The organism is Rhizobium sp. WYCCWR 11128, assembly GCF_013416305.1.
GTDB lineage: Bacteria > Pseudomonadota > Alphaproteobacteria > Rhizobiales > Rhizobiaceae > Rhizobium > Rhizobium indicum.
In genome coordinates this window covers 138538-160241 of record NZ_JACCEZ010000007.1, presented here as the reverse complement: position 1 = coordinate 160241, position 21704 = coordinate 138538, and the positions used below count along the sequence as shown (strand labels likewise).

Annotated in this window: 28 protein-coding genes; 15 read left to right on the top strand and 13 right to left on the bottom strand. The window is 59.8% G+C overall.

The features are described from left to right. Nucleotides 1–273: 273 nt before the first annotated feature. The 4 genes from HX898_RS21690 to HX898_RS21675 all read left to right on the top strand — a co-directional run bounded on the left by HX898_RS21690 (nucleotide 274) and on the right by HX898_RS21675 (nucleotide 4755). Entirely contained in the window at nucleotides 274–1032 is a 759-nt protein-coding gene (locus HX898_RS21690; protein ID WP_180195696.1) for a phosphoadenylyl-sulfate reductase, read from the top strand. A gap of 132 nt (nucleotides 1033–1164) precedes the next feature. Beyond that, the gene (gene cysD / locus HX898_RS21685; RefSeq protein WP_180195695.1) at nucleotides 1165–2118 is read left to right on the top strand and encodes a sulfate adenylyltransferase subunit CysD; all 954 of its coding nucleotides are present in this window, start codon (nucleotides 1165–1167) and stop codon (nucleotides 2116–2118) included. 1 nt (nucleotide 2119) lies between these two features. Then, nucleotides 2120–3616, top strand: coding sequence for a sulfate adenylyltransferase subunit CysN (cysN, locus tag HX898_RS21680; RefSeq protein ID WP_171599283.1), 1497 nt, complete (start codon nucleotides 2120–2122; stop codon nucleotides 3614–3616). Between the two features lie 497 nt (nucleotides 3617–4113). Next, a complete protein-coding gene (locus HX898_RS21675) occupies nucleotides 4114–4755 on the top strand; it encodes a peroxiredoxin-like family protein (protein WP_138328629.1) in 642 nt (213 codons plus the stop codon). A gap of 62 nt (nucleotides 4756–4817) precedes the next feature. Here HX898_RS21675 and HX898_RS21670 read toward each other — a convergent pair whose 3' ends face one another. Further along, nucleotides 4818–5684: a LysR family transcriptional regulator gene (locus HX898_RS21670; RefSeq protein ID WP_210273199.1), complete on the bottom strand. Its 867-nt coding sequence runs from the start codon at nucleotides 5682–5684 to the stop codon at nucleotides 4818–4820. A 69-nt stretch (nucleotides 5685–5753) separates the two neighbouring features. Between HX898_RS21670 and HX898_RS21665 the strand changes: the two genes are divergently transcribed. Together HX898_RS21665 and HX898_RS21660 are read left to right on the top strand one after the other, a co-directional pair. Continuing rightward, nucleotides 5754–6728: a quinone oxidoreductase gene (locus tag HX898_RS21665; protein ID WP_180195693.1), complete on the top strand. Its 975-nt coding sequence runs from the start codon at nucleotides 5754–5756 to the stop codon at nucleotides 6726–6728. A 266-nt stretch (nucleotides 6729–6994) separates the two neighbouring features. Then, nucleotides 6995–7948, top strand: a complete 954-nt coding sequence (locus HX898_RS21660; protein ID WP_180195692.1) for an NmrA/HSCARG family protein — start codon at nucleotides 6995–6997, stop codon at nucleotides 7946–7948. A gap of 1 nt (nucleotide 7949) precedes the next feature. Here HX898_RS21660 and HX898_RS21655 read toward each other — a convergent pair whose 3' ends face one another. Together HX898_RS21655 and HX898_RS21650 are read right to left on the bottom strand one after the other, a co-directional pair. Beyond that, a complete protein-coding gene (locus tag HX898_RS21655; RefSeq protein ID WP_180195691.1) occupies nucleotides 7950–8870 on the bottom strand; it encodes a LysR family transcriptional regulator in 921 nt (306 codons plus the stop codon). 108 nt (nucleotides 8871–8978) lie between these two features. Next, on the bottom strand, nucleotides 8979–10016 hold the full coding sequence (locus HX898_RS21650; RefSeq protein ID WP_138328634.1) for a LacI family DNA-binding transcriptional regulator: 1038 nt from the start codon (nucleotides 10014–10016) through the stop codon (nucleotides 8979–8981). A 552-nt stretch (nucleotides 10017–10568) separates the two neighbouring features. Here HX898_RS21650 and HX898_RS21645 point away from each other — a divergent pair. After that, nucleotides 10569–12068 carry a DegQ family serine endoprotease gene (locus HX898_RS21645; protein WP_138328635.1) on the top strand — a complete coding sequence of 500 codons (1500 nt, stop codon included), beginning with the start codon at nucleotides 10569–10571 and terminating at the stop codon, nucleotides 12066–12068. Nucleotides 12069–12179: 111 nt separating this feature from the next. Here HX898_RS21645 and HX898_RS21640 read toward each other — a convergent pair whose 3' ends face one another. Beyond that, nucleotides 12180–12554, bottom strand: coding sequence for a hypothetical protein (locus HX898_RS21640; RefSeq protein WP_138328984.1), 375 nt, complete (start codon nucleotides 12552–12554; stop codon nucleotides 12180–12182). A 69-nt stretch (nucleotides 12555–12623) separates the two neighbouring features. Continuing rightward, the gene (locus HX898_RS21635; RefSeq protein WP_138328636.1) at nucleotides 12624–13028 is read right to left on the bottom strand and encodes a hypothetical protein; all 405 of its coding nucleotides are present in this window, start codon (nucleotides 13026–13028) and stop codon (nucleotides 12624–12626) included. A gap of 190 nt (nucleotides 13029–13218) precedes the next feature. Here HX898_RS21635 and HX898_RS21630 point away from each other — a divergent pair, with 190 nt between their 5' ends. The 8 genes from HX898_RS21630 to HX898_RS21595 all read left to right on the top strand — a co-directional run bounded on the left by HX898_RS21630 (nucleotide 13219) and on the right by HX898_RS21595 (nucleotide 16493). Further along, nucleotides 13219–13521 carry a hypothetical protein gene (locus tag HX898_RS21630; RefSeq protein ID WP_018449489.1) on the top strand — a complete coding sequence of 101 codons (303 nt, stop codon included), beginning with the start codon at nucleotides 13219–13221 and terminating at the stop codon, nucleotides 13519–13521. A gap of 142 nt (nucleotides 13522–13663) precedes the next feature. Then, complete coding sequence (locus HX898_RS21625; RefSeq protein ID WP_138328637.1) at nucleotides 13664–13927, top strand: DUF1488 domain-containing protein; 264 nt, start codon at nucleotides 13664–13666, stop codon at nucleotides 13925–13927. Nucleotides 13928–14006: 79 nt separating this feature from the next. Beyond that, the gene (locus HX898_RS21620; RefSeq protein ID WP_138328638.1) at nucleotides 14007–14369 is read left to right on the top strand and encodes a hypothetical protein; all 363 of its coding nucleotides are present in this window, start codon (nucleotides 14007–14009) and stop codon (nucleotides 14367–14369) included. A gap of 71 nt (nucleotides 14370–14440) precedes the next feature. Continuing rightward, a complete protein-coding gene (locus HX898_RS21615; RefSeq protein ID WP_017959492.1) occupies nucleotides 14441–14587 on the top strand; it encodes a hypothetical protein in 147 nt (48 codons plus the stop codon). Nucleotides 14588–14653: 66 nt separating this feature from the next. Next, entirely contained in the window at nucleotides 14654–15097 is a 444-nt protein-coding gene (locus tag HX898_RS21610) for a pyridoxamine 5'-phosphate oxidase family protein (RefSeq protein ID WP_180195690.1), read from the top strand. Between the two features lie 210 nt (nucleotides 15098–15307). Next, nucleotides 15308–15544 (top strand): hypothetical protein, encoded by a 237-nt coding sequence (locus HX898_RS21605; RefSeq protein ID WP_017959490.1) that lies wholly within the window; start codon nucleotides 15308–15310, stop codon nucleotides 15542–15544. A gap of 230 nt (nucleotides 15545–15774) precedes the next feature. After that, complete coding sequence (locus HX898_RS21600; protein WP_138387822.1) at nucleotides 15775–15957, top strand: DUF3606 domain-containing protein; 183 nt, start codon at nucleotides 15775–15777, stop codon at nucleotides 15955–15957. Between the two features lie 335 nt (nucleotides 15958–16292). Next, nucleotides 16293–16493: a hypothetical protein gene (locus HX898_RS21595; protein ID WP_180195689.1), complete on the top strand. Its 201-nt coding sequence runs from the start codon at nucleotides 16293–16295 to the stop codon at nucleotides 16491–16493. Between the two features lie 599 nt (nucleotides 16494–17092). Here HX898_RS21595 and HX898_RS21590 read toward each other — a convergent pair. The 8 genes from HX898_RS21590 to HX898_RS21555 all read right to left on the bottom strand — a co-directional run bounded on the left by HX898_RS21590 (nucleotide 17093) and on the right by HX898_RS21555 (nucleotide 21668). Continuing rightward, entirely contained in the window at nucleotides 17093–17278 is a 186-nt protein-coding gene (locus HX898_RS21590) for a hypothetical protein (protein ID WP_012556939.1), read from the bottom strand. Nucleotides 17279–17473: 195 nt separating this feature from the next. Beyond that, nucleotides 17474–17902 carry a DUF1515 domain-containing protein gene (locus HX898_RS21585; protein ID WP_180195805.1) on the bottom strand — a complete coding sequence of 143 codons (429 nt, stop codon included), beginning with the start codon at nucleotides 17900–17902 and terminating at the stop codon, nucleotides 17474–17476. Between the two features lie 16 nt (nucleotides 17903–17918). Beyond that, nucleotides 17919–19526, bottom strand: a complete 1608-nt coding sequence (locus tag HX898_RS21580) for a hypothetical protein (protein ID WP_180195688.1) — start codon at nucleotides 19524–19526, stop codon at nucleotides 17919–17921. After that, on the bottom strand, nucleotides 19523–19735 hold the full coding sequence (locus tag HX898_RS21575) for a hypothetical protein (RefSeq protein ID WP_180195687.1): 213 nt from the start codon (nucleotides 19733–19735) through the stop codon (nucleotides 19523–19525). Before HX898_RS21575 ends, HX898_RS21580 begins: the two co-directional genes overlap by 4 nt. A 19-nt stretch (nucleotides 19736–19754) precedes the next feature. Continuing rightward, nucleotides 19755–20117 (bottom strand): hypothetical protein, encoded by a 363-nt coding sequence (locus HX898_RS21570; protein WP_180195686.1) that lies wholly within the window; start codon nucleotides 20115–20117, stop codon nucleotides 19755–19757. Further along, nucleotides 20117–20581 carry a lysozyme gene (locus tag HX898_RS21565; RefSeq protein ID WP_180195685.1) on the bottom strand — a complete coding sequence of 155 codons (465 nt, stop codon included), beginning with the start codon at nucleotides 20579–20581 and terminating at the stop codon, nucleotides 20117–20119. The genes HX898_RS21570 and HX898_RS21565 overlap by 1 nt, the downstream gene beginning before the upstream one ends. Continuing rightward, nucleotides 20556–20810, bottom strand: coding sequence for a hypothetical protein (locus HX898_RS21560; RefSeq protein ID WP_180195684.1), 255 nt, complete (start codon nucleotides 20808–20810; stop codon nucleotides 20556–20558). Before HX898_RS21560 ends, HX898_RS21565 begins: the two co-directional genes overlap by 26 nt. 297 nt (nucleotides 20811–21107) lie before the next feature. Beyond that, nucleotides 21108–21668: an acyltransferase gene (locus tag HX898_RS21555; RefSeq protein WP_180195683.1), complete on the bottom strand. Its 561-nt coding sequence runs from the start codon at nucleotides 21666–21668 to the stop codon at nucleotides 21108–21110. Between the last annotated feature and the right edge of the window lie 36 nt (nucleotides 21669–21704).

The window sequence follows — 21704 nt, the reverse complement described above, 5'->3', positions numbered from 1 at the left end:
CGGCCAACCTCTCTTAATCTATGCCAAAACCGCGCCTTCTGCACCATTTTCGGCATCAATTCAGATTTCGGATTGACAGGCTGCGTGTAACTCTACTATTTCTATAGACATTCGAGTTGCCGATGTGGATTTTCATCCGCAGGCGGCTGCTTTTCTGCATCGCGGCAGCTTCGGAGAGATATTTGCTCCTCCGGCCGCAGCTTTCGAAATCCCTTTTTCTGTCCGATCCATGCGTGAACTGCGATACTCCTGACAACAAAGGACAGGATTCTCATGACTGCTATCAATGCGATTGCGGAAGAAGGGCCGATTGCGGAAGCCCAGGCGCTGAACGACAGGCTGGCAGGCCTCGACCTTGCCGGACGTCTGTCGCTGGTCTCCGGCCTTGGCGGCCGCGTGGTGTTCACGACGTCACTCGGCATCGAGGACCAGGTAATCACCGCCGAGATCGGCACGCACCGCCTGCCGATCGATATCGCCACGCTGCAGACCGGCCGGCTGTTTGCCGAGACGCTGTCGCTGATCGAAGAGACCGAAAGCCAGTACGACATCCATATCCATCGCTTCGAGCCCGAGAAGGCCGATATCGACGCCTATGCGGCGCAATACGGCCTCAACGGTTTCTACGAGAGCGTCGAAGCCCGGCATGCCTGTTGCGGCGTGCGCAAGCTGAAGCCGCTTGCGCGGGCCCTCGACGGTGCTGCGATCTGGATCACCGGCCTGCGCCGCGGCCAATCGGCCAACCGCGCCGAAACGCCGTTTGCCGAATATGACGCCGAACGCCACCTGCTGAAGGTCAATCCGCTCGCCGACTGGGACCTGGAGGCGATCAAGGCCTTCGTTTCCGCAAACGGCGTGCCGGTCAATCCGCTGCACGCTCGTGGTTATCCCTCGATCGGCTGCGAACCCTGCACGCGGGCGATCAAGCCTGGCGAGCCGGAACGCGCCGGCCGCTGGTGGTGGGAGCAGGACGAAACGCGCGAATGCGGCCTGCATGTCGCCGAAGAGGCCGCAGCGATCGCCGCACAATAAATCACCCCACGGCTTTCCCAATCAGGGCGCGGCGACCGCCGCAGCCTTGGGAAAGCCAACTTCCCGGGGAATACCAACATCAAGGAATTGCTTTGCGGGCACCCGCAAACGATCGACAGTCTGGAGTAAAACATGCCCGATAGCCGTCCGGATACGGAACTCAGCAACCCGCAGAGCGCCAAGGCGCCGCTCGACCCGCATCTGAAAGCGCTGGAAAACGAATCCATCCACATCTTCCGCGAGGTTGCGGCCGAATTCGAGCGTCCCGTCATGCTCTATTCGATCGGCAAGGATTCCTCGGTGCTGCTGCATCTGGCGCGCAAGGCTTTCTATCCCGGCCGTGTGCCCTTCCCGCTGTTGCATGTGAACACCGGCTGGAAATTTTCCGAGATGATCGCCTTCCGCGACGAGACCGCGAAGATGTACGATCTCGATCTGATCGAGCACATCAATCCGCGCGGCAAGGCCGAAAACATCACACCGTTCACGCATGGATCGGCCGCCTTCACCGACATCATGAAGACCGAGGGACTGCGCCAGGCGCTTGATGCCGGCCAGTTCGATGCCGCTTTCGGCGGCGCGCGGCGCGACGAGGAAGCCAGCCGCGCCAAGGAGCGCATCTATTCCTTCCGCACGCCCGATCATCGCTGGGATCCGCGCAACCAGCGGCCGGAACTCTGGAACGTCTATAACGGCATGATCCGCAAGGGCGAGAGCGTGCGCGCCTTCCCGCTGTCGAACTGGACCGAAGTCGACATCTGGCGCTACATCCAGGCCGAGGACATTCCGCTGGTGCCGCTCTATTACGCCAAGAAGCGGCCGTTCGTGGAGCGCGACGGCATGATGATCCTGGCTGAGGATCCGCGCCTGGAACTGCTGCCCGGCGAAGTCCGCCAGGAAGGCATGATCCGCTTCCGCACCCTCGGCGACTTCCCGCTGACCGGCGCCATCCGCTCACAGGCCACCACCCTCGAGGAGGTGATTGCCGAACTCGAAATTGCAACGGTGTCCGAACGCCAGGGCCGCGCCATCGATCGCGACCAGTCCGGCTCCATGGAAAAGAAGAAGCGTGAAGGATATTTCTGAGATGACCGCAGCCCAAACCGCCGTCTCGGCCGCAACCGTCGTCAACCTGCCCGCCGCCGAGCCGCTCAAGGCCGTGCGCGATACCAGGCCGCTGCGCCTGATTACCTGCGGCAGCGTCGATGACGGCAAATCGACCTTGATCGGCCGCCTGCTCTGGGACACCAAGGCGGTCAAGGAAGACCAGGCCGCCACCCTGCAGCGCGATTCCACCGGCAAGCAGAACGATCTCGGCCTGCCCGACTTCGCATTGCTGCTCGACGGCCTGCAGGCCGAGCGCGAACAGGGCATCACCATCGATGTCGCCTATCGCTATTTCTCGACCGATAAGCGCTCCTTCATCGTCGCCGACACGCCCGGCCATGAGCAATATACCCGCAACATGGCGACCGGCGCCTCGACCGCCGATCTCGCCATTCTGCTGATCGATGCGCGCTTCGGCATTCTGGAGCAGACGCGCCGGCACGCGACGATCGCCTCGCTGCTCGGCATCAAGCAGTTTGTGCTTGCCATCAACAAGATCGACTTGACGGGCTATGACCGCGCCGGCTTCGACAAGATCAGCCATGATTTCCGGGAATTTGCCCTGTCGCTCGGCGTCAAGCAGATTACCGCCATTCCGATGTCGGCGCTGAAGGGCGAAAACGTCGTCTATTCCGGCCAGGCCGCCATGCCCTGGTACAGCGGCCCGACGCTGGTGGAAACGCTGGAGCTTGCCACCGTGCGCTCGTCGCAGACGGTCGGCTTCCGCCTTTCTGTCCAGCGCGTCTCGCGTCCCGGCGAAAGCTTCCGCGGCTATCAGGGCACGGTTGCCGGCGGCTCGGTCAAGCCGGGCGACAGCGTCATGATCCTGCCGTCCGGCATGGTCGCCAATGTCTCCAAGATCGTCACCTTCGATCTCGTCCGCAATGCGGCCGTTGCCGGCGACGCGATCACGCTGGTGCTCGACCGCCAGGTCGACGTGGCGCGCGGCGACATGATCGTCTCGATCGACGCCCAGCCGCAGGTCGGCCTTGCCTTCGACGCGCAGATCGTCGCGCTGCAGCCTGAGGGTATCGAGCCCGGAAAACGCTACTGGCTGAAGAGCGGCAGCCGCCGCCAGCGCGTTCAGGTGCAGCCGCTCAGCCAGTTGGAACTGAAGACCGGCACCTGGAATGCCGCCCAGCGGCTCTACATGAACGCCATCGGCAAAGTCCGGCTCGTTTTCGACGAAGCGGCGATCTTCGACCCCTATGAGCAGAACCGGCTTTCCGGCTCCTTCATCCTGATCGATCCGGAGACCAACAATACGGTCGCCGGCGGCATGGTAACCGGCAAGCGCACGGAACTTGGCGGTCTGCACAATGGCGAAGCCCGCGTCATCCTCTCGCTTCCGGCCGATCTTGCCGAGCAGATCATGGCGAGCGAACTCTTCGCCAGCCGCAGCCACGAGGCCGAGGTGCGGCGCATGACGGCGGCAGAAGCCGCCGACCTCTGGTCGAGCGCTGCAAGCGATATCTGACAAGGGATAAGGGATAAGGGGCCAGCAAGACTGGCCCCTCACCGCAGCCAAATCCGCTGGCTGCAGGGCTGGCGGATTCCCTGTCGAGCGGCAAAGAACCGATCAAGGGCTTCGTGTCCGCTTCCGGCCGAATAGTGTTGAAAAAGTCGAAATTCCGGGCTTAACGAAAAGTCAGCCAATTCGTGATTTGAGCGAATGTTGCCGCTCGATGCTGTTTTACTTCCGCCGCGCGGCCCCACGCTGCTTGAACGCAAAATTGACAGGTCCCCCAGCTCAATTTTCTGTGTCTACCGCCCCTAAAAAAATCAGAGTTTGCAGAAAACGGACTTTTTCAATTCACGATTCGCTGTTTACCGCTTGCCCGCGGGCCAATGTGGGGCCATTCTTAAATCGGATCCTGGCGGTGCGGTAAAACGAGAGGTCAGGTCTTGCAACGCTCAATCTCGACCTCGAAGCACTGCCTTTTCTCGACTGATCCCCGAGCGAGGAGGTTGTTCATGTCCACGCGCTATGTCGACCATCCGCTACAACCGGGCGACCGGGTCCCGAACGTTGTGTTTGATGCGATCTCGAGCGAGGGGAAGATCGCACTTGATGATTTTCGTGGCCGCAGCCCATTGTTGATCGGTTTGTTTCGAGGCCTGCATTGTCCGTTCTGCCGGCGCCATGTCGCGGCCATGGCATATCTCAACCCGATGCTGCGTGAGAAAGGCGTCCAATCCCTGGCGGTGGTAAACACCCCGGTTGAACGCGCACGGCTCTATTTCCGTTACCATCCGATACCCGATCTTCTTGCTGCTTCCGACCCGGTACGGGCTTCGCACCAAGCCTTCGGCCTACGCGAGGTCGGGATCGACACGGCCATGGCGATACTGATCGATCTTCCGGGCGAGTTGCCCGAGCCTATGGGCGTGATGGCAATGGACGAATTTCTCAACGAGAAGGAAGGATATCAGATTACGGAAGCCGATCAGCAGATGATGACTGCCGACCACGGGCAGCTTGTCGGTCAGTTCCTAATCGACCGGGAGGGTATCGTACGCTGGAGCTTCACTGAAGTTCTGGAGGCTGGGCTCCAGACATTCCAGGCACCGAATTCCCAGGAATTGATGTCGGTAGCTTCCCAAGTCGTACATTAACAACGAAAAACTCGCTCGACGACCTACCGCCTGGGTGGTGCTCAAGCCAACTGAGCGGACTACTATTTCCCGAGAGCGTTTTTCAGCGCATCGACCACGACGCGGACTGAGGGAACGTCTTTGATGTCCGAATGGACAACCAGCCAGACTTCTCTTGTCAAAGCCTGTTCGGTCTCAATGCGTTGGAGACCTCTGGACTCCAGGACGGCGAAATCGGGGAGCATGACGACACCGGCGCCAAGGCATGCGGTTGCGGCCTGAAACTCCAGAACGGACGACCGCACGGCGATCGGCCGGCCGGCGGCCAGTTCGATCAACCGCAGCTGCTGCGGCGAGGCGTTCATGGTTTCGTCGTAACCGATGAAGGTCCAGTCGGATGGTGGAACCGTTTCGAGATAGGTCTTTGATGCGTAGAGATGGAAGCTTGTCTCGCCGAGCTTGACGATAGAGTAATCGCCGTCTTCCGGACGCGACATTCGCACGGCGATATCGGCCTCTCGTCTGTTCAGGGATGCGAGGCGCTTTTCTCCGACGAGCGTGATCTGAACACCGGGATGGCCTCGCCTGACGGCCGCGATCGGCTTTGCCAGCAGCACGCTTGAGAGAGCGGGAGGCGCGCTGATCCTCACATGGCCACGCAATTCCGTGGCGCTGCTGCGGCCAAGCTGCTCGATTGCCGCAGTCTGCACGGCGACAAGAGCTGCGTGCCTGGCAACCTGCTCTCCCTCCGAGGTTAACATGATGCGCCGTCCGCGGCGGTCTACGAGCTTGCGACCCAGGCCGGCTTCAAGCGACGAAACGCGCCGGCTGATCGTCGCGTGTTCGACACCGAGCTGCTTTGCTGCACCAAGCAACGTTCCCGACTGCGCGAGCGCCAAGAAATGCCGAAGGTCGTCCCAGTCGATTTTTGTGAATTCTCTCCCATTCATTGTGAAACAATAGGGAATTTTCACACATCACGCCATCGCTTAATTTGTGCCCATGAAGGAGCACGAGAGATGACCGACCAAATCATATGGCTGAACGCCCCCGGTGACATCACCCAATTCCATGTCGAGGAGCATCACCATTCTGAACCTCCCTGTCATGGCGAGATAAAAATCCGCCATCAGGCGATCGGAACCAACTTTCTCGACATCTATCACCGAAAGGGCATCTATCCGATGCCGTCCTACCCCTCGGTGATCGGTGCCGAGGCGGCGGGCATCGTCGACGATGTCGGTCCTGGCGTCTCCATGATCAAAAAAGGTGACCGCGTCGCCTATGCCGGGCCTCCGGTTGGCGCCTATCGCTCGACGAGGAATATTGCCGCCGAAAGGGCAATCAAGCTTCCGGATACCGTTTCAGTAAAGACGGCAGCGAGTTCGCTGCTCAAAGGCATGACCGCCTACATGCTGTTGAAAAAGACCTATGATGTGGGTGCAGGAACTCAGGTGCTGATCCATGCGGCCGCGGGTGGGCTCGGGAGCATCCTCGTTCGTTGGGCCAGATCGCTCGATGCCACCGTGATCGGGACGGCGGGCTCTTCCGAAAAGGCCGCACTCGCCGCATCTTATGGAGCCGATCACCTTATTGTTGGACGAGGCGCCGATATCGTCGCGGAAGTGAAGCGGCTCACGAACGGGCTTGGCGTCGACGTCGCCTATGACGGGATAGGCGGCGATACACTTCTCAAAAGCATACGCTCTGTCCGCCCATTCGGCATGGCTGTCACCATCGGTCAGGCCGCCGGTGCTATTCCACCGGTGCCTGTCGAGGAACTTCGCCCGGGCAAGGCGCTCTGCCATCCGAGCATCATGGCTTGGTGCGCTGACGTCGGACAGTATCGCGAGGCCGCTCTGGCTGCAGTCGGCGCGATGGAAACAGGGATCGTTTCGCAGATCGGTGCCGAATATCGTTTGGCCGATGTTGCCAAGGCGCACGAGGAGATGGAATCCGGACACTCGGCGGGCAGTGTCCTGCTGATCCCTTGATGAGCCAGAGAAACAGCGCCGGCAGAGTCCATGGATCGCTGTCGGCGCCTTTCAGTCCTCGGTGCGGGTTTCGACGCGCTTGGCCGGCGCCATTTATCCATAAAACGGCATTATGTTATGTATTTCAGATATCTATAGCCATAGACCTTGTTGAGATAGGGTGCCCGCCATTGCGGTGGGCTCTCGGCACAGGCCGACCGCTCTCCCGCAAAATGACGCTTGGCACCGCAGTCGGCGGCCAATGACAGGGAAAGGTTTACAGCTCTATGTCCGCACATGAAAAGCCACTTATCGCGATTGCCGGTGCAACGAGCAAACAGGGGCGCAGCGTCGCCGCGACACTCCTTGACAGCCAACGTTTCCGGGTGCGCGCTTTCACCCGGAAAAAGGATTCCCCTGAAGCTTTACGTCTGGAGAAACGCGGCGCTGAAATCGTCACCGTCCCTCTCGAACTTGGCCGTCAAAAGGACCTCGTTGCCGCCTTCAAAGGCGCGGATGGCGCATTTCTGATGACGCCGCCGATCGCCCCGCCGGAGACCATCGAGACCCCTCTCGGCCGACAACTGGCGGATGCCGCCGTTGAGGCCGGCGTCGGGCATATAGTTTTCAGCACGCTGGAGAATGTCGACAAGATCACCAGTGGCACGAAGTATGCGCCGCACTTTACCGACAAGGCGCGCGTTGCAGACCACATTCGCGGCTTGCCGATCTCTCATTCCTTCATCACGCTGGCATTCTTTTACACGAATCTTCTCGAATATTATGTGCCGCGCATGGAGGGCGATACGCTGCTCTTGCCGGTCTATCTTCCTGAAGATTTCCGAGCGCCTTTTGTCGATCCGCTGACGGCGACCGGGCCGGCCATCCTCGAGATTTTCTCAAACCCCGAGCGTTACAACGGAAAAACACTGCCGATCGTTGGCGATATCATTTCTCCGAGCGAGATGATCGAAACCTTTCAGCGCGTGACCGGCCTCAAGGCCGAGTATCGAAACGCTTTCACCCGGGATGGCCTGCTGCGCTACTTTCCAGAGTTTGCTGCCAACGAACTTCTCGTTCGAGAGCTTCTGGGGATGGTCGAATATGCTGTCGACTATGGCTATTTCGGCAAGGAGCACGATCTCGATTGGAGCCGTCGCCTGAACCCCGATACGCTCAACTGGGAGCAGTATCTCAAGACGACGAGGTGGCGTGGCGATAAACAATCTTTTGGACTCTAAATCACGATGGCCGGATTCCGGGCAATTTGGAAACCTCGGCGACAAGAAAGTCGACGAGAAGCCGAACGCGGGCAATGGCTGCACGCTCCGGAACGATCAGCAAGCTCAACGGAACCGGTAAAGGACGATAGTCGCCAAGCACGACCTCGAGCTGGCCGTCGTCCAGAAGATCGTGGACCAACCAGAGATGTGCAGGACCAATGCCGCGACCGGCGGCAAAGGCTTCGCGCGCCGCAAGCCCGTGATCGACGCGCAGCTTGCCACTGACGGGGATCATCAGGCTTGTGCCATCGGCAGAGGAAAGAACGAGCTGATCGCTGCCTGCCACATTCGACATCACGACGGTTTCGTAGCGTGACAGATCGGCTGGGCACTCCGGCCGTCCGTGGGCGGACAAATAGGCCGGAGCGCCCACCAGCAGCCGGTGGCTTTCTCCGAGCGCATGAAGTTTCATCGCGCTGTCTGCGAGAGGCCCAAGACGGAGTGCGACGTCGACGCCTTCGCGAACCAAGTCGATCCGCTCGTCCGTCAGGTTGAGGTCGACCCGGATGTCCGGATGCTTGTCCTGGAAATCGAAGATCAGGCGCGTGACGTGCATCACGCCGAGCGCTGCCGTACAAGAAAGCCGAACAGCGCCCGCGGGAGCCTGACGGGCATCTCGCGCTTCTTCGGCAGCCTGTTCGACCAGGCGCAATATCTGCAGGCAGTTGGTATAATAGCGGCTGCCTTCGTCGGTCAGGGTGACGCGGCGCGTGGTTCGGCTGAGAAGCGGTACGCCGACAGCCTCTTCAAGCTCATTGAGGTGTCGCGTCACGGTGGATTGACCGACACCCAGCTCTCTTGCGACCATCGACAAATTGCCGCGTTCGGCGACTCGGACAAAGGTGCGCATTCTTTCGAGAGACAATCCCGCACTATCCATTTTTCAGCACAATGATCCTCATTCCCTCCGTATAGGGAATAATCTTGAATGTGCCTAGTTCGAGCATACGACAGTTCGGTCGCATTTCATTCGGCAGATCGTATCGGATTACCGCGTCGAGCCGCGTGGGATGATGGAGAAGCCGCAATCGACCTTGTCTTCGCCGGGCGGCTCGTCGCGGATGGCGCGCAGCAGCATGTCGGCGACGCGGTAGCCGATATCGTAGCGTGCAATCTGCACCGTCGTCAGCGTCGGCTGGGTGAAGGCCGAAAATTCCAGATCGTTGAAGCCGCAGATGCCGACATCCTCCGGCACGCGGATACCGCGCACTGCGCATTCGATGAGGACGCCGAGCGCCAGATCGTCGCTTTGGGCAAAGACGGCATCGATATCCGGCACGCGCTGCAACAGGCGGGCAAATAATTCCCTGCCGAGGCCGGTGCTGCTTCCCTCATCTCCGCCAATGGCGAGATCGGGATCGAAACGGCCGGCTTCCCGCAGCGCGGCCTCATAGCCTTCCTTCCGGCGACGCGAGCGAATATCCGTGCCGCGGCCGATGAAGCCGATCCTCTCATAACCCCTCGACAGCAAGAAGCGGGTGGGTTCGGCGCCTGCCGCATGATGATCGAGGCCGACGACGAGCGTTGCCGGCTCCTGGCTGAGATCGGTGATATGGGCGATCGGACAGGTGGCATTCTCGATCAGCGGCAGAAGATCACGATAGGATTCGGCGCCGGCGATGATGACGCCGGCCGGCTTCTGCGTCAGGACGGATTTGAGCTCGCCGGCCTCGCCGTCGGCATGGTGGAGCGTATTGGAATATTGCACGCGGAATTCGGTGGCGCGCAAGCAATCCTCGATGCCGATCATCAGGCCGGCGAAGCCGTGCTGGTGCAAAGCGGGCGTGATGACGCCGATGATGCCGTTATGGCGGCCGGCCAGCGCCCGGGCGGCAAGATTGGGGATGTAACCCATTTCCTCCACCGTGCGAAGGATGGTCTGGCGCAGATCCTCCGAGACGATTTCAGGATTGCGAAGCGCGCGCGAAATCGTGATCGGGCTGACCCCCACTTTCTTCGCCACATCGCTCAACTTCACCTGCGCACCGCGCCTGGCCTTCCGCCCCCGCTCCACTGCTGCCCTCATCGCCCCGTTATATCTAGCCCGCGAGACTCATTTGCCCTCGAATCGCGGCCTTTACTTTCTGAAGAAGAAATAATTTAGAGTCTACTAACATTTTAAATTCGCAACAGGATCCGGGAATATAACTTCCGGAAAGAGCAACAAGTTCGTCCGTCGGCGAATTACGGAGGCATGCGGCGAACGGATCACCGCCTCCGGGAATAAGTCCATTTATTTTCGAATGAAAACATCGCGAAGGACGCGAGCGCGGCAAAATCGGGCCGGATTTTTTGAGAAGCTCAAACGCTGGGGGAGCGAAGATTAAATTCCAGTCATATCTTACAAATCGGCAATATAAACATGATCAAACTTTAATTTGTAAATCCGCTCGGTGGGATCATATGAATCCCGAGCGCCAATTCTTCTCTTCCCCCCGGTCGCCGCCCCCGACGACTGCGCGTTCCCAAGAGGAATTGGCGCCAAACGCCATCCGACGCCAGGTCCCAGGACATGGAACCACGACGCCATCCAAAACCAACGCTCTCGCAAGGGATTATCACCCAAGGGACCACCACCATGTCACACATCCTCCGCAACCATCGCGCAGCAGCGCTTGTCGGGGCCGCGTTCATCGCCGGCGCGGCATGCCTACCCTTCGCCATCAACGCCTCCAATGCCGTTGCCGCGCCGTCGGATACCGGCGGTATTCTCGCCCCCAGCGGCTCGTTTGCCTCCATCGTCGATGCCGACAAGCCTGCCGTCGTCACCATTACCACCACAATGAAAGCCACCGATGTCAGCGAGCAGGAATCGCCGATGGACGAGCAGTTCCGCCAGTTCTTCGAGGATCAGGGCATCCCGCTGCCGCGCCAGGCACCGCAAAAGCGGCCTTCGCAGCAGGCGATGGCGCTCGGCTCCGGCTTCATCATCAGCCCGGACGGGGTGATCGTCACCAACAACCATGTCATCGACAATGCCGTCGATATCAAAGTGACGCTGGATGACGGCACGGAACTGCCGGCCAAGCTGATCGGCACCGACCCGAAATCCGATGTCGCCGTGCTGAAGATAGAGGCGGGCAAGCCGCTGCAGACCATTGCCTGGGGCGATTCCGACAGGCTGAAGCTCGGCGACCAGATTCTGGCGATCGGCAACCCTTTCGGCATCGGCACTACGGTGACGGCAGGCATCGTCTCGGCGCGCGGCCGCGACCTGCACAGCGGACCCTATGATGATTTCATCCAGATCGACGCCCCGATCAACCATGGCAATTCCGGCGGTCCGCTGGTCGACCGCAGCGGCAATGTCGTCGGCATCAACACCGCCATCTATTCGCCGAATGGCGGCAGCGTCGGTGTCGGTTTCGCCATTCCTTCCGATGAGGCCAAGGCGATCGTCGCCAAGCTGCAGAAGGACGGCTCGATCGATCACGGCTATCTTGGCGTGCAGATCCAGCCGGTCACCAAGGATGTCGCCGATGCCGTCGGCCTCGATAAGACCGGCGGCGCGCTGGTTGCCGCCGTCACCGCCGATACGCCGGCCGCCCATGCCGGCCTGAAGCCCGGCGATATCGTCACCTCAGTCGGCGGCGAGAGCGTCAAGACGCCGAAGGACCTGTCGCGCCTGGTCGCCGACCTTTCGCCGGGCGCGAAAAAATCCCTCAGCGTCTGGCGCGACGGCAAGACGATCGATCTCAACGTCACCGTCGGCACCAATGAGGAAGGCCAGAAGCAGGCGGCGGCCGAAAGCCCCGACACTCAAGACCAGAGCAGCGGCCAGCCGAGCCTCGGCATCGGCCTTGCCGACCTGACGCCCGACGTGCGCCAGCAGCTTAACCTGCCGCGCTCCGTCAACGGCGCGGTGGTCGCCAAGGTCGCTCCGGACAAGTCTGCGGCTGCCGCCGGCATCCAGTCCGGCGATGTCATCGTCTCGGTGAATGACAGACCTGTTCATAACGCCCGCGACGTCAAGACCGCGATCGCAGACGCAGGCAAGGCCGGCCGCAAGTCGGTGCTGCTGCTCGTCGAACGCGACGGCAACAAAACCTTCGTCGCCGTGCCGTTTGGGGCGGCCTGACGGTCACCCGAGCTTTTGCCGCAAACAGGAAAAGCCCGCCTGAGGCGGGCTTCTCGAACCGGTCTGTCGGCAAGAAATCTATAGGGCGCCGCCCGCCCCTCTATTTCCTGCTCAGGAAGATTTCAGCTTCGTTGTCTTTGCGCGCATCCGGGATTTGCCCTTTTGGCGGTTTGCCTCCTGCTGCTTCACCGCATCGGATTGGCTGCGTTGCGCGGCCTCCAATTGCTGCCGCGTCGGGAGATCATGGTCGTAGCTGGAAGCGCTGAATGCCGTCGCGTTGTCGAACGGACCTTTGTGTGGACGCGCCAGACCATAGGCTTGCTTATCAGCGCTATCGATCCCCTGCTCCGCCGATAGTGACCGCGCTTGACGCGCCTGCGTTATCAGATCGTCGGCGGTCGAGCTTGACGTCGCACTTTTCCGCACGGGGGCGATAATCTTGCGTTTCCTGGCCCTGTCCTTTTGATCGGCGTGAATCCCGGACATGTCTTCTTCCTTGTTCGTCATCTCATCGTGACGATCGATGGGGGGCCGTCGACGTCGCAGCAGACCCGTTCACGGGATCTCGGACAATCGTTCAGGCAGCCTGGTTTTGGGAAAGCGGTAAGCTGGCGGCCGCAGCGATGCGTCCGCACGCCCAGACGCCGTATACCGCGCGATCCGATAGGCTTTCACCGGGGCGCCGCCGTCATCCTGCCATCTGGCAAAGGAGCCGTCTTCCAAAGCCTGCGGAAGCGGGCCTGAACTCAACTGTGTCGCCAGATACATTTTCAGAGCCGATTTCAACGCGGCCTCGTCGACGATCCCCATCTGGAAACAATGAATGAGGAAACTTGTGGCGCTGATCTCGCCATCATCGGTCGCGTAGGTTTCGCCGCCGCGAAAGCCGGCCTTTCGGAGGATGCGGTCCAGCATTCTCAAATTATGGATATCGAAAAATTGATCTGATGTGGAAGACATGGTGTCCTCCTTCGTTGGGGCTAGGGTTCACTGGCGCTAGCGTTACTGGCGCGCCCCAAGCAGCGGTGCCCGTATCGTGCCCGCCGATAGTTTAGCTTGCGCTCTTTACCATCTGACCGCAACCTCATTCGGCGGCCGCCATTGATAATGGCGGGGCGGAACCCATTTTAGAGAGAGGAGGATACGCATCATGCAGTTCAACGGTGAAGCGACCCTCACAAAGCCGTCGGCACTGGCGGTTTCGGAAAGGCGTGCGCTCATAGATCACCTCAGAGAGGTGATCGCAGGCCTGGCTCACGGGCTGGCGGCCGACGGATTGCTGGACCTTGTGCCGCCTCTGCTTGAGATAAACAAAGTCCTCCGCGATATGACGGATGAAATTTCTCGTGCGGACCCGGTCTATTCCGACGAGATCATCACTGGTACGGTGCGCTTGATCAAGACATCGCAGGCTTTGCTTGATGACCGGGTCATCGTGCAGACGATCCATTGAGACTGACGATCGGACATTCCGGCAGGCTGATCGCCAACCATCTGGCATCAAGCTGCCCGTTCCGGCCAGCCGTGCATCGACAATCATCGCCGGGTCCGAGGTCCGCATAGCGGCTCGTGCCCACTTCCAAGGATCAACCGCAATGGCACTTATCTTTCCCAATAGAAGCCGCAGCTTCGACGAAGCGCGAAAAGGTGTCCGCTTCACCGGCTATGACGGCATGTTCGAGGTCAGGTTTCTGGTCGAAGAAGCAGCGCTCGGCAGCGCGGTCACGCACAATTCTTCCGAAGCCGCATACCTCAATGCCTTTGATGCAGCGCGTTCTGCTATTCAGGAGGCGGCATCGAGAGTCTATCAGCATCGACGCGGAAACAACTTCACGCTCACGGCTGCAGATTTTCGCTGATCGCGAGAAGGCGTACGGCCGGCGAACTGAAACGGCCACCATCCTGCTGCTGCCGGATGAGACAGGGGGAGCAGAGCATATGGTTTCCACACGATACCGCCCGAAAGACCTGAAGCTGGCGCGTCGCCATATCGTGAAGGCGGCGCATCGCGTTGCCGATCAGGAAATGGTGATCAGGAAACTATTGCGCAAAGGCAGACCCTCCGGATCGGCCTATGCGCTGCTCAGCAGGCTCTACGACGATCAACGGCGGAAACTCGATCGGCTGAAGCTGATCGAAGCGATGGTTGAGGTAGAAGTGCAACCCTGTATGGACGTGCCCCATAATCCCGGCACCTCCGCGCCTCCCCTTGTGATCGTGCACAGCAGCGAGATCTCTCTGCCGGACCGGCAATCCGCCCCGCCTTGTAGCGCAGATGATTGGCGCCCATATTTGGTGTAGTGGCAGTTTGTGAAACGGGCGCTGCTTCCCGGGTAATCAGAGTTATCCGGCCCCAACCAAAGGAGGGCATCATGTCTTCCACGGTAAACATCCATTCGTGGAAACGCCTCGCCCAGCATATCGGCAGGTTCCGGTATATCGACTTCCTGGTGAAATCGACACCAGCCATCTGTCTGGCCTTTATCGTCTATATCATTCTCAACGATGTGTTCTGGTAGCGTTGCAAAGACTGTTGCCGCGAGCCGAAGACGCTTTGCTGCCTATCAAACGAAGTGGATAACGCGATGCAACTGCGAGAAATGGGTGAACAAGACTGCCTCGCCTTTCTGGCAGGCCACACCCGTGGCCACCTGGCATGCCTCGGCGAGAAATATCCCTATATCGTTCCCATCCAGTATGCCTATGAAAGAGACCGGCTTTTCATATTTTCCATGCCGGGCCTGAAGATTGATCTATTGCGTGCCCATTCACCAGCCTGTGTTCAGGTTGAAGAATTCGGCGAAAACCGAACATGGAAAAGCGTGCTTGTTCAGGGCACCTATGATGAGCTGACCGATACGCCGTCCCGGCATGAGGAACGCATCCACGCCTGGTCTCTCCTGCAGAAGCAACCGTTTTGGTGGGAACCCGGATCGCTTGCCTTAAACTCGGAAAGCGAATACAGCCCTGCTCCCTCCATATTCTTCGGCATTTCGATTGAGGTGGTATCGGGGAGGCAAGTGGTTTAGTATGGAGCCTTCAGGCTCGCCGCGATATCCTTGATTCGCAAGGCGGCGCAGCTGCATGATATATGGAACTCCAGACAGACACTTCCAGCTAAACGCTGTCCGATACCAGCCTTTCCCATAGGGGCGCGGATTGCTTGATGCATCCACCAACGTGGCCAGCCGAACCGCAGCACTGCGTTCAATGCCACGCGACCACTCATAGGGAAAACGATGACAGACGCACCTGAGAATGAAGCGCTTTTCAACATCACCGGACACTATGTGCAGGAATTGAAGGCCGTTCTTCAAAGCGAGAGCATTGTCGAAGGCACCGACTACGAAAACAGCGCCTTTAACGAAAAACGACGGAACGAAGGACTGCACCTGCTGCGATTCCACAAGACCGGCACGGCAGCGCAGGCAACGCAGATCTGGGAAAAACATATGACGGCCCGAGCGCATCGATAGGACGGCACCAAGCCAATTCTTCGATTGAGGCCGGCTTGGCTCGTTCCGGAGCCGATAGAGCATGATGCCGATAAGTGTGAGCGGTTTTCGGACGACACCATGCTCTCACTCTTTAATTGAGACCAGGATTCAGATTCTAGGCCGGCCCGGCCTAAATCATCCTGTTCTAGTGCTGACGCGCGGCGACATGAGCTGATGCCCGGCGCAACATTGCCTTGAAAGGAAAAATCATGACCAACGACACAACCAAAAGGGCCCAGCCCGCCAAAGCTGCCGTGGCTGACGCCCCCTACGACGTCATCTATTTCGCGAAGAAACACCGCATTTCCAACGAGGATGCCAAGGACATCATCGAAAAGCACGGCGCCAATCGCAAAGAGGCGGACAAGGCGGGCCGGCGTATCAGCGTTTAGGGCAGAAAATAACCTCGCAGGCGTTCGAAACTAAAGTCTTTATTTGATGCATGTCGTTGTCCCAAAACCGCTGTACGGTTTTGGGCGAGATGCAGCAGCCTCTATAGTCTTTGCATCTGCTAGCGATGCCACGATGCAACAGCAACGGACGAATTAACCCTACTGGCTTACCTTAATATCAGCATGCGCTTGAATACGTCGGCTCCTATGCCATCGTAGCCTCACGATAAGACTTCTGGTTCGTGAAGCAGCTCGCCGGAACCGTGGCCCGCCTTTCCGGGGAGAGGCCGGCTTGCCTTTACAGGGGCCGAGCTCAATCAAATGGAGGGTGTGCCATGAACAACGTCTTGGAATTTTGTCCAAAATGCCCGCATGTCGAAAGCCTGTCCGACTGCCGGGAAGCCCTTGAACCGGCCGTGATGAAAATCGTCAGCGACGCCATCGGCAGGGGATACACGGCAGCGGAAGCCGCCATGGTGGTTGCCGACATCGCCGATGACTACATCCTCATGCTGTCGCGGCAACTGCAGCATTGACAGGCTTTCCTGGCCCGCACCTGTGCCTTCGCAGGTGCTGAGCTTGGCGCGAGTCTCTGCGTCTTCGCAGAGGATCTTCGAACACGCCAGGTGACGGCCGACAAACTGGCTTCGCCTGCTGCCGAGAGCCGGGAGCAAGCCCTTCCGTGAGACGCGTGCATCAGTGGATCGCGCAGCAACTGCAGGGGTAGCAGTGGGGTACAGGAGACGAGACCTGCCGCGCGATCCGCCGGCAAAACCCCTGATATTGTCGGAAGTTCCCCGGCAGAGATACGACGCCACAACCCCGGAAATTCCGCCTGGGATCATCGACAACCTGCCCGGGCACGTTGCGACCATCACACCGATGAGCTCCCGCCGGGCGAAAACCGACAGGCAAATCACAACGCCAACGAAAAACCCCGCCGGAGCGGGGCTTTCAGCGGTCCAAGTGGAGCAAGCCGAACATTCGGCCCACGTCTCCAACAAGATCGATCATTTCAAAACCCGGCAAAAGCACCTCTTTCGCGAGCGTTCAGGGCGCTGCTCTGTTCCGCTCAATCTTTGAATCATTACCGTAATGTAGCGTGTAATGATCACGTGCTAGGTGACCCTCCCACCTAACGCCACCTTGGCTGGCGGGGCGGAGCATTGGCCTGGATTTCGTGCAACGGCGCCCGCGCCCCGAGAAGTTTCTTCAGCTTCTTCTCCTCCGCCGGGCCGATCCCAAACTTGCGGCAATGCTCCGCAACATCGTGCTCTCGCGGGCCGGGAATGCGAACTTGGCGATTGCTCATGCTCTTCATGTCTGTTTCCTCCTGAGAGGAAAACCAGCAGGCCGCCGTTTTGTTCGTTAGCAAAATCTAAAATTTAGGGGGTCTGTTTGCTTCGGTTTGGGGCGAGCGAGTCTGCTGGCGAAGCGTGTGCTGCGGTCATGGAGATCGGTCATCTCTGCTTGAAGAGCGCCTGTCTTTCTCTTCAGGGATTACAGATCGAGCCGGTCAATTGATCTTCAACCAATGTCGAAGCGCCGCCACCGCGCCGTCGCTGGCATAGGCAATCATCCCGCCAATCGTCAGGCCGGCGAAGGCAATCAACCCCGATATGCCGTAGCCGATCGTCTTCATCCGTTTCCACTCTTCAAGCGCCGGTCCCACCGCCTCCTGGTTTTTCTCGACGGTCTCCTTGAGGGTTCTGATTTCCTCGCGGATTAACGCATCCGCGCCGCCGCTGATCGCCACCCTCGTATCGAGCTGGGCGATCTGCCTGGCCTGCTCGTCGAGCCGCTTATGGATCACGGCGCGGCTGTCATGGGCGTTGGCCTTTTCGTCGCTGACCTCGTTGCGCAGAAGCGCGACATTGTCCTCGATGCCTGTCAGCCTGCCCTCGACGCGGCCGAGAGCGCGCAGGACATCGTCATTGGATGTCATCTCCATCAGTGCTCGCCTAGGGATAAAATTTCAGCTTTTCGGATTGCGGCAAGCGGCTGACAAATCGCAGGATCCCATGCAGCGTCGGATGGACATAAGACGTGGTATCGAGGTTCATGCCGTGGGCCAGCAGCGCTGCACTGTCCTGGACGTTGGTAGCGAATATCTCCTGCACCTTATAGTCGGCCGTCCCGTCGCCATTGTCGGTGCGGCTATAGGTGTTTCTCGACGTCCATTGACCAGGCTGATATTCGAACATGATGCGGGTGCCGTCCGGCACTGAAGCCGGCAGCCTGATCGTGTCCCACGTCGTCACGCCGTCCTGATTTCCAGGATGCCCGACGACGTTTCCGAGCGGGAACATTTCAGCGGCCGACGACTTCGTCGGATCAGTGTCCGCCGTGAAGGCAAGCAGCTGATCGATCACCTTGGCGTAACGAGAACTCGCCTTGATGGTGTTGTTCACCGTCGCCAAGGTGGTTGTCCATAAGGCGGGAACGGTATAGCCCGCGACCGTCCGGCCGCTGTCCGACGAAGCGGTCATGGTCGGAATTATGGTAACGCCGACGACATGGATGCCCGCCCCATAACGCGTCTTGACGCGGTCGACCAAACCGAGCTTGGCGTTCGACCATGTACTTGACGTGGCACTATTATCGTTGCGGCCGGACTGGTCGAGAACGAACGTCCAGATATTCTTGCCGCCGTTGTATGTGTCCCGGATCGCATCGATCATGGCCCAGCGCTTGGTTGCCGACGTCGCCAGTTCCTGCACCGACTTCGAGCCGGGGACGCCCATGACGAGGGGGATGATACTGCCCCATAGCGGATCTCGCACATCAAGCCAGCGCAGCCACATGCCCATGTTGCGCCTGGCATCGGCCGTGGCGGCAATTTCCTGGCGCTCGATGAGGCTATCGGACAGGACCATCGGCACCGGCCGGCCGTCCCACCCCTTGGCCAGGACCATTGCAGGGCCATAGGCAAGAGGCTGCGAGTTGCTTTCATTGCCGACCGTATTATAGAACGTATCGCGGGCTGGCGTGCTCGCCCCGTTCGCCAGGGCCAGCGCCCGAATGGATGTCAGATCGGCGGCGGCCCAATATTTTTCGCCCCGATGGCGCTGGCAGCGATAGCCGCCAATATAGGTCTGCCCGATCGTACCATGCCACACCGTTCGAATGCCGAAGACTGACCATGCCGGCAGGGCGCTTGGCAGCGTCACCTGCCCGTAAACAATGCCTGTCGACGCCGTGACGGTCGCGGCCGCGTTGCCGCCGAAGAGCACCGGGTATTCCGTGCCGTTCGGATGGATGAAAAACACCTCATCGATCGCAATATCGGCATTCGGCAAGATCGTCTCTTGCGGCGCAAGGCCGCCCTCTGTGCAGCCGAAACCCACAAAGGGAATCAGGAAATCGTTGGTTTCGTAATCCGGTGAGCCGAAGAACAGCTTCGAACATTGATAGTTCAGGTCGGCCGCGTAGGTCTGCGTGAAACCTGCCGGCCAGCGGGTGCCCGTGGCAGCCGGCATATAGCGGTTGGCATCCGGCACCCATGGCGGGGGTATCGCAGGGGCCCCGCCCATCGGCTTCGTCAGGGCAAGCGAAATGGCATTCATCATCGGCGTGTTCCGTATTTGCTGGTGAGGTCGTCGTAGAATTGAATGGTGCGCCCCTGGCGGGCATTGGCGCGGCCCAGCGCCTGGCGCTCGCGGGCGAGGATGGCGATGACAGGCTCGCCCTCAACGACAGGCGCATGCGCTTCCTGCCTGCGGAGATCGTCCGGCAACGGCGGCAGAGTAATGCCCGCCGCCGCCTGCCCCTTCGTCACCGCCGCCTTGTTCAGGCGCTCAGTGGCGGAGCAGCCACTGACGATCAGCAGCAGTGACAGCGCAAGCGCGGTTCTTTTCCGAAAGCTGAAGTTCATAGGATTGGATCTCGATTTCGAGTGTGTCTTTGGCGGCCTGCTCGGCGGCTTCTGCGGCCGCGAGGCGCTTGCGGTGCTCTTCGCTGGCCTCAGCCGCCGCATTGCGCTGGCGCTCCATCTCGGCAGCCTGGGCCTCGGCCGCACTCTTCTCGGCAACAAGGACATAGCCGGCGCGCGCCTGCCTTGCCGCCGAGGGATAGCCGATCGAAACGGCATAGAGGTGATAGAGCATCAGGCCACCGGCAATGCCGGCGCCCATCTTGAGCGTGTCGAGGAGCCCGAACATCAGATGCCCTCGAGGCAGAACTGGCGTTCTTTCTGCCGGCGCCGCGTCAGGCCCGGGAAGACGATGCCGGCGGCGCGGTTCCACTTCAAAAGCGCCTCGCAGCCCTCGGCCGTCCTGCCCTGGTTGATGAGCTTGACCGTGCTCGAACCGCAGGCCGCCTTGACGCCGACATTATAGGCAAAGGAGGTCAGCGCCACGAAGCGCGCATCCGGCAGGGGCACGCGCACACAGCTTTCGACCCCCCCGGCATAGGTCCGCAGCTCCAGCGCCAGGAGCGCCCTGCACTGCTCCACCGTCTTGCGGTCCCCCGGCTTCACGCCATTGGTGCTGCCATAGCAGATCGTCCACGGCTTCCCTTGGGTGGCGGGATCGGGATAGGCATTCTGGCGCAGCCCCTCGAACGATCCGACGAGCGCCACGGCCATGGCCGCAGCGGCACTACCCTTCTGCAGGCGGTTTGCCATTCAGGTCTCCTGAGATTTTCTGCTGGACGAAGATGCGGGCGATGATTGCCGCAACGGCGAGAAGCCCTGTCGCCACCGACATGGCGAGCTGGATGTAGATGTTGCGCGACACCCAGGTGGCGGCGACGAAGCTGTAGATGGGCTCGATGATGATGAGGAGCAGCGCCAGCGCCATAAGGCGGACGGACCAGGCGCGCTTCAGCACCTCGCGCCAGTTATGGACGAGCATGGGGACTCCGGGTTGTGATGGGTGTCGTGGGGCGCGGCTCACGGATGGAGACTCGGCGTGAGTTGACGTCTCAATGGTGCGGGGGTGTCCCGTCCAACAAAAGAGGAAACTAGAGCGCGTCAATTGAACGCGGAATCGGCTTGAGGATTCCGCTTTTACGCGACTTCCGATTCCATTGCCTCCGTTGGTGATTTCGTCGGAGGTAGACCCGTGCTTTTAGCGATGATCTTCGCAGCCGCGTTCTGGCTGTGTCACATGATGGAATGTCAGCGCGACCGGACGAGCCGTGTCTGACCGCTATTCACGATATTTGACAACCCTTGCCGGCGAACCGACAGCGATTGCATATTCTGGGATATCGCTTATCACAACGGCGTTCGCTCCAATCACGGCGCCATTGCCGATTTTGACGTTCATCAGGATCTTCGCTCCGGCGCCTATCCAGACATCGTTACCGATCTCAACTGTGCCGATCTCAGCCTTCTGAAGCCTGATCGGCGTATCGCGCCTCATGCCGTGGCCGTGATCGATGATCTGGACATCAGAGCCGATCAGGACATCATTGCCGATTGATATTCGGTTCTTCGCCGTGATGATGTTGCGCCGGCCGATTACGGTGTTGTTGCCGATGAAGACTTTCGGCTCTGGCATTGTAAGTTGAAAGAACGACTGATCTTGGATGGTGACGTTATCGCCAACCTCAAGGACGGCATGACCGACCAGGCGGAACTCAGCGCTGCGCTTCACCACAAGATTTTCGCCGGCCGCGGCGAAGTAGCGGAAGCGCTTGTAAGCAGTGACGAGCCGTTGGATTACGCCGCCTCGATTGCGATATGATGCATTGTCGACCTGTGCCATTTCTACTCCTGGCGTGATGGCAGCATGTCAAACACA

Bases quoted from the DNA above. Each gene is read 5' to 3' on its own strand.
- HX898_RS21645 (WP_138328635.1), top strand. From the start codon at position 10,569: ATGTCACACATCCTCCGCAACCATCGCGCAGCAGCGCTTGTCGGGGCC.
- HX898_RS21660 (WP_180195692.1), top strand. From the start codon at position 6,995: ATGTCCGCACATGAAAAGCCACTTATCGCGATTGCCGGTGCAACGAGC.
- HX898_RS21625 (WP_138328637.1), top strand. From the start codon at position 13,664: ATGGCACTTATCTTTCCCAATAGAAGCCGCAGCTTCGACGAAGCGCGA.
- HX898_RS21635 (WP_138328636.1), bottom strand. From the start codon at position 13,028: ATGTCTTCCACATCAGATCAATTTTTCGATATCCATAATTTGAGAATG.
- HX898_RS21620 (WP_138328638.1), top strand. From the start codon at position 14,007: ATGGTTTCCACACGATACCGCCCGAAAGACCTGAAGCTGGCGCGTCGC.
- HX898_RS21690 (WP_180195696.1), top strand. From the start codon at position 274: ATGACTGCTATCAATGCGATTGCGGAAGAAGGGCCGATTGCGGAAGCC.
- HX898_RS21650 (WP_138328634.1), bottom strand. From the start codon at position 10,016: ATGAGGGCAGCAGTGGAGCGGGGGCGGAAGGCCAGGCGCGGTGCGCAG.
- HX898_RS21655 (WP_180195691.1), bottom strand. From the start codon at position 8,870: ATGGATAGTGCGGGATTGTCTCTCGAAAGAATGCGCACCTTTGTCCGA.
- HX898_RS21585 (WP_180195805.1), bottom strand. From the start codon at position 17,902: ATGACATCCAATGACGATGTCCTGCGCGCTCTCGGCCGCGTCGAGGGC.
- HX898_RS21570 (WP_180195686.1), bottom strand. From the start codon at position 20,117: ATGTTCGGGCTCCTCGACACGCTCAAGATGGGCGCCGGCATTGCCGGT.
- HX898_RS21560 (WP_180195684.1), bottom strand. From the start codon at position 20,810: ATGCTCGTCCATAACTGGCGCGAGGTGCTGAAGCGCGCCTGGTCCGTC.
- HX898_RS21640 (WP_138328984.1), bottom strand. From the start codon at position 12,554: ATGTCCGGGATTCACGCCGATCAAAAGGACAGGGCCAGGAAACGCAAG.
- HX898_RS21610 (WP_180195690.1), top strand. From the start codon at position 14,654: ATGCAACTGCGAGAAATGGGTGAACAAGACTGCCTCGCCTTTCTGGCA.
- HX898_RS21555 (WP_180195683.1), bottom strand. From the start codon at position 21,668: ATGGCACAGGTCGACAATGCATCATATCGCAATCGAGGCGGCGTAATC.
- HX898_RS21580 (WP_180195688.1), bottom strand. From the start codon at position 19,526: ATGATGAATGCCATTTCGCTTGCCCTGACGAAGCCGATGGGCGGGGCC.
- HX898_RS21595 (WP_180195689.1), top strand. From the start codon at position 16,293: ATGAACAACGTCTTGGAATTTTGTCCAAAATGCCCGCATGTCGAAAGC.
- HX898_RS21675 (WP_138328629.1), top strand. From the start codon at position 4,114: ATGTCCACGCGCTATGTCGACCATCCGCTACAACCGGGCGACCGGGTC.
- HX898_RS21605 (WP_017959490.1), top strand. From the start codon at position 15,308: ATGACAGACGCACCTGAGAATGAAGCGCTTTTCAACATCACCGGACAC.
- HX898_RS21670 (WP_210273199.1), bottom strand. From the start codon at position 5,684: ATGAATGGGAGAGAATTCACAAAAATCGACTGGGACGACCTTCGGCAT.
- cysD (WP_180195695.1), top strand. From the start codon at position 1,165: ATGCCCGATAGCCGTCCGGATACGGAACTCAGCAACCCGCAGAGCGCC.
- HX898_RS21565 (WP_180195685.1), bottom strand. From the start codon at position 20,581: ATGGCAAACCGCCTGCAGAAGGGTAGTGCCGCTGCGGCCATGGCCGTG.
- HX898_RS21590 (WP_012556939.1), bottom strand. From the start codon at position 17,278: ATGAAGAGCATGAGCAATCGCCAAGTTCGCATTCCCGGCCCGCGAGAG.
- HX898_RS21630 (WP_018449489.1), top strand. From the start codon at position 13,219: ATGCAGTTCAACGGTGAAGCGACCCTCACAAAGCCGTCGGCACTGGCG.
- HX898_RS21615 (WP_017959492.1), top strand. From the start codon at position 14,441: ATGTCTTCCACGGTAAACATCCATTCGTGGAAACGCCTCGCCCAGCAT.
- HX898_RS21665 (WP_180195693.1), top strand. From the start codon at position 5,754: ATGACCGACCAAATCATATGGCTGAACGCCCCCGGTGACATCACCCAA.
- HX898_RS21600 (WP_138387822.1), top strand. From the start codon at position 15,775: ATGACCAACGACACAACCAAAAGGGCCCAGCCCGCCAAAGCTGCCGTG.
- cysN (WP_171599283.1), top strand. From the start codon at position 2,120: ATGACCGCAGCCCAAACCGCCGTCTCGGCCGCAACCGTCGTCAACCTG.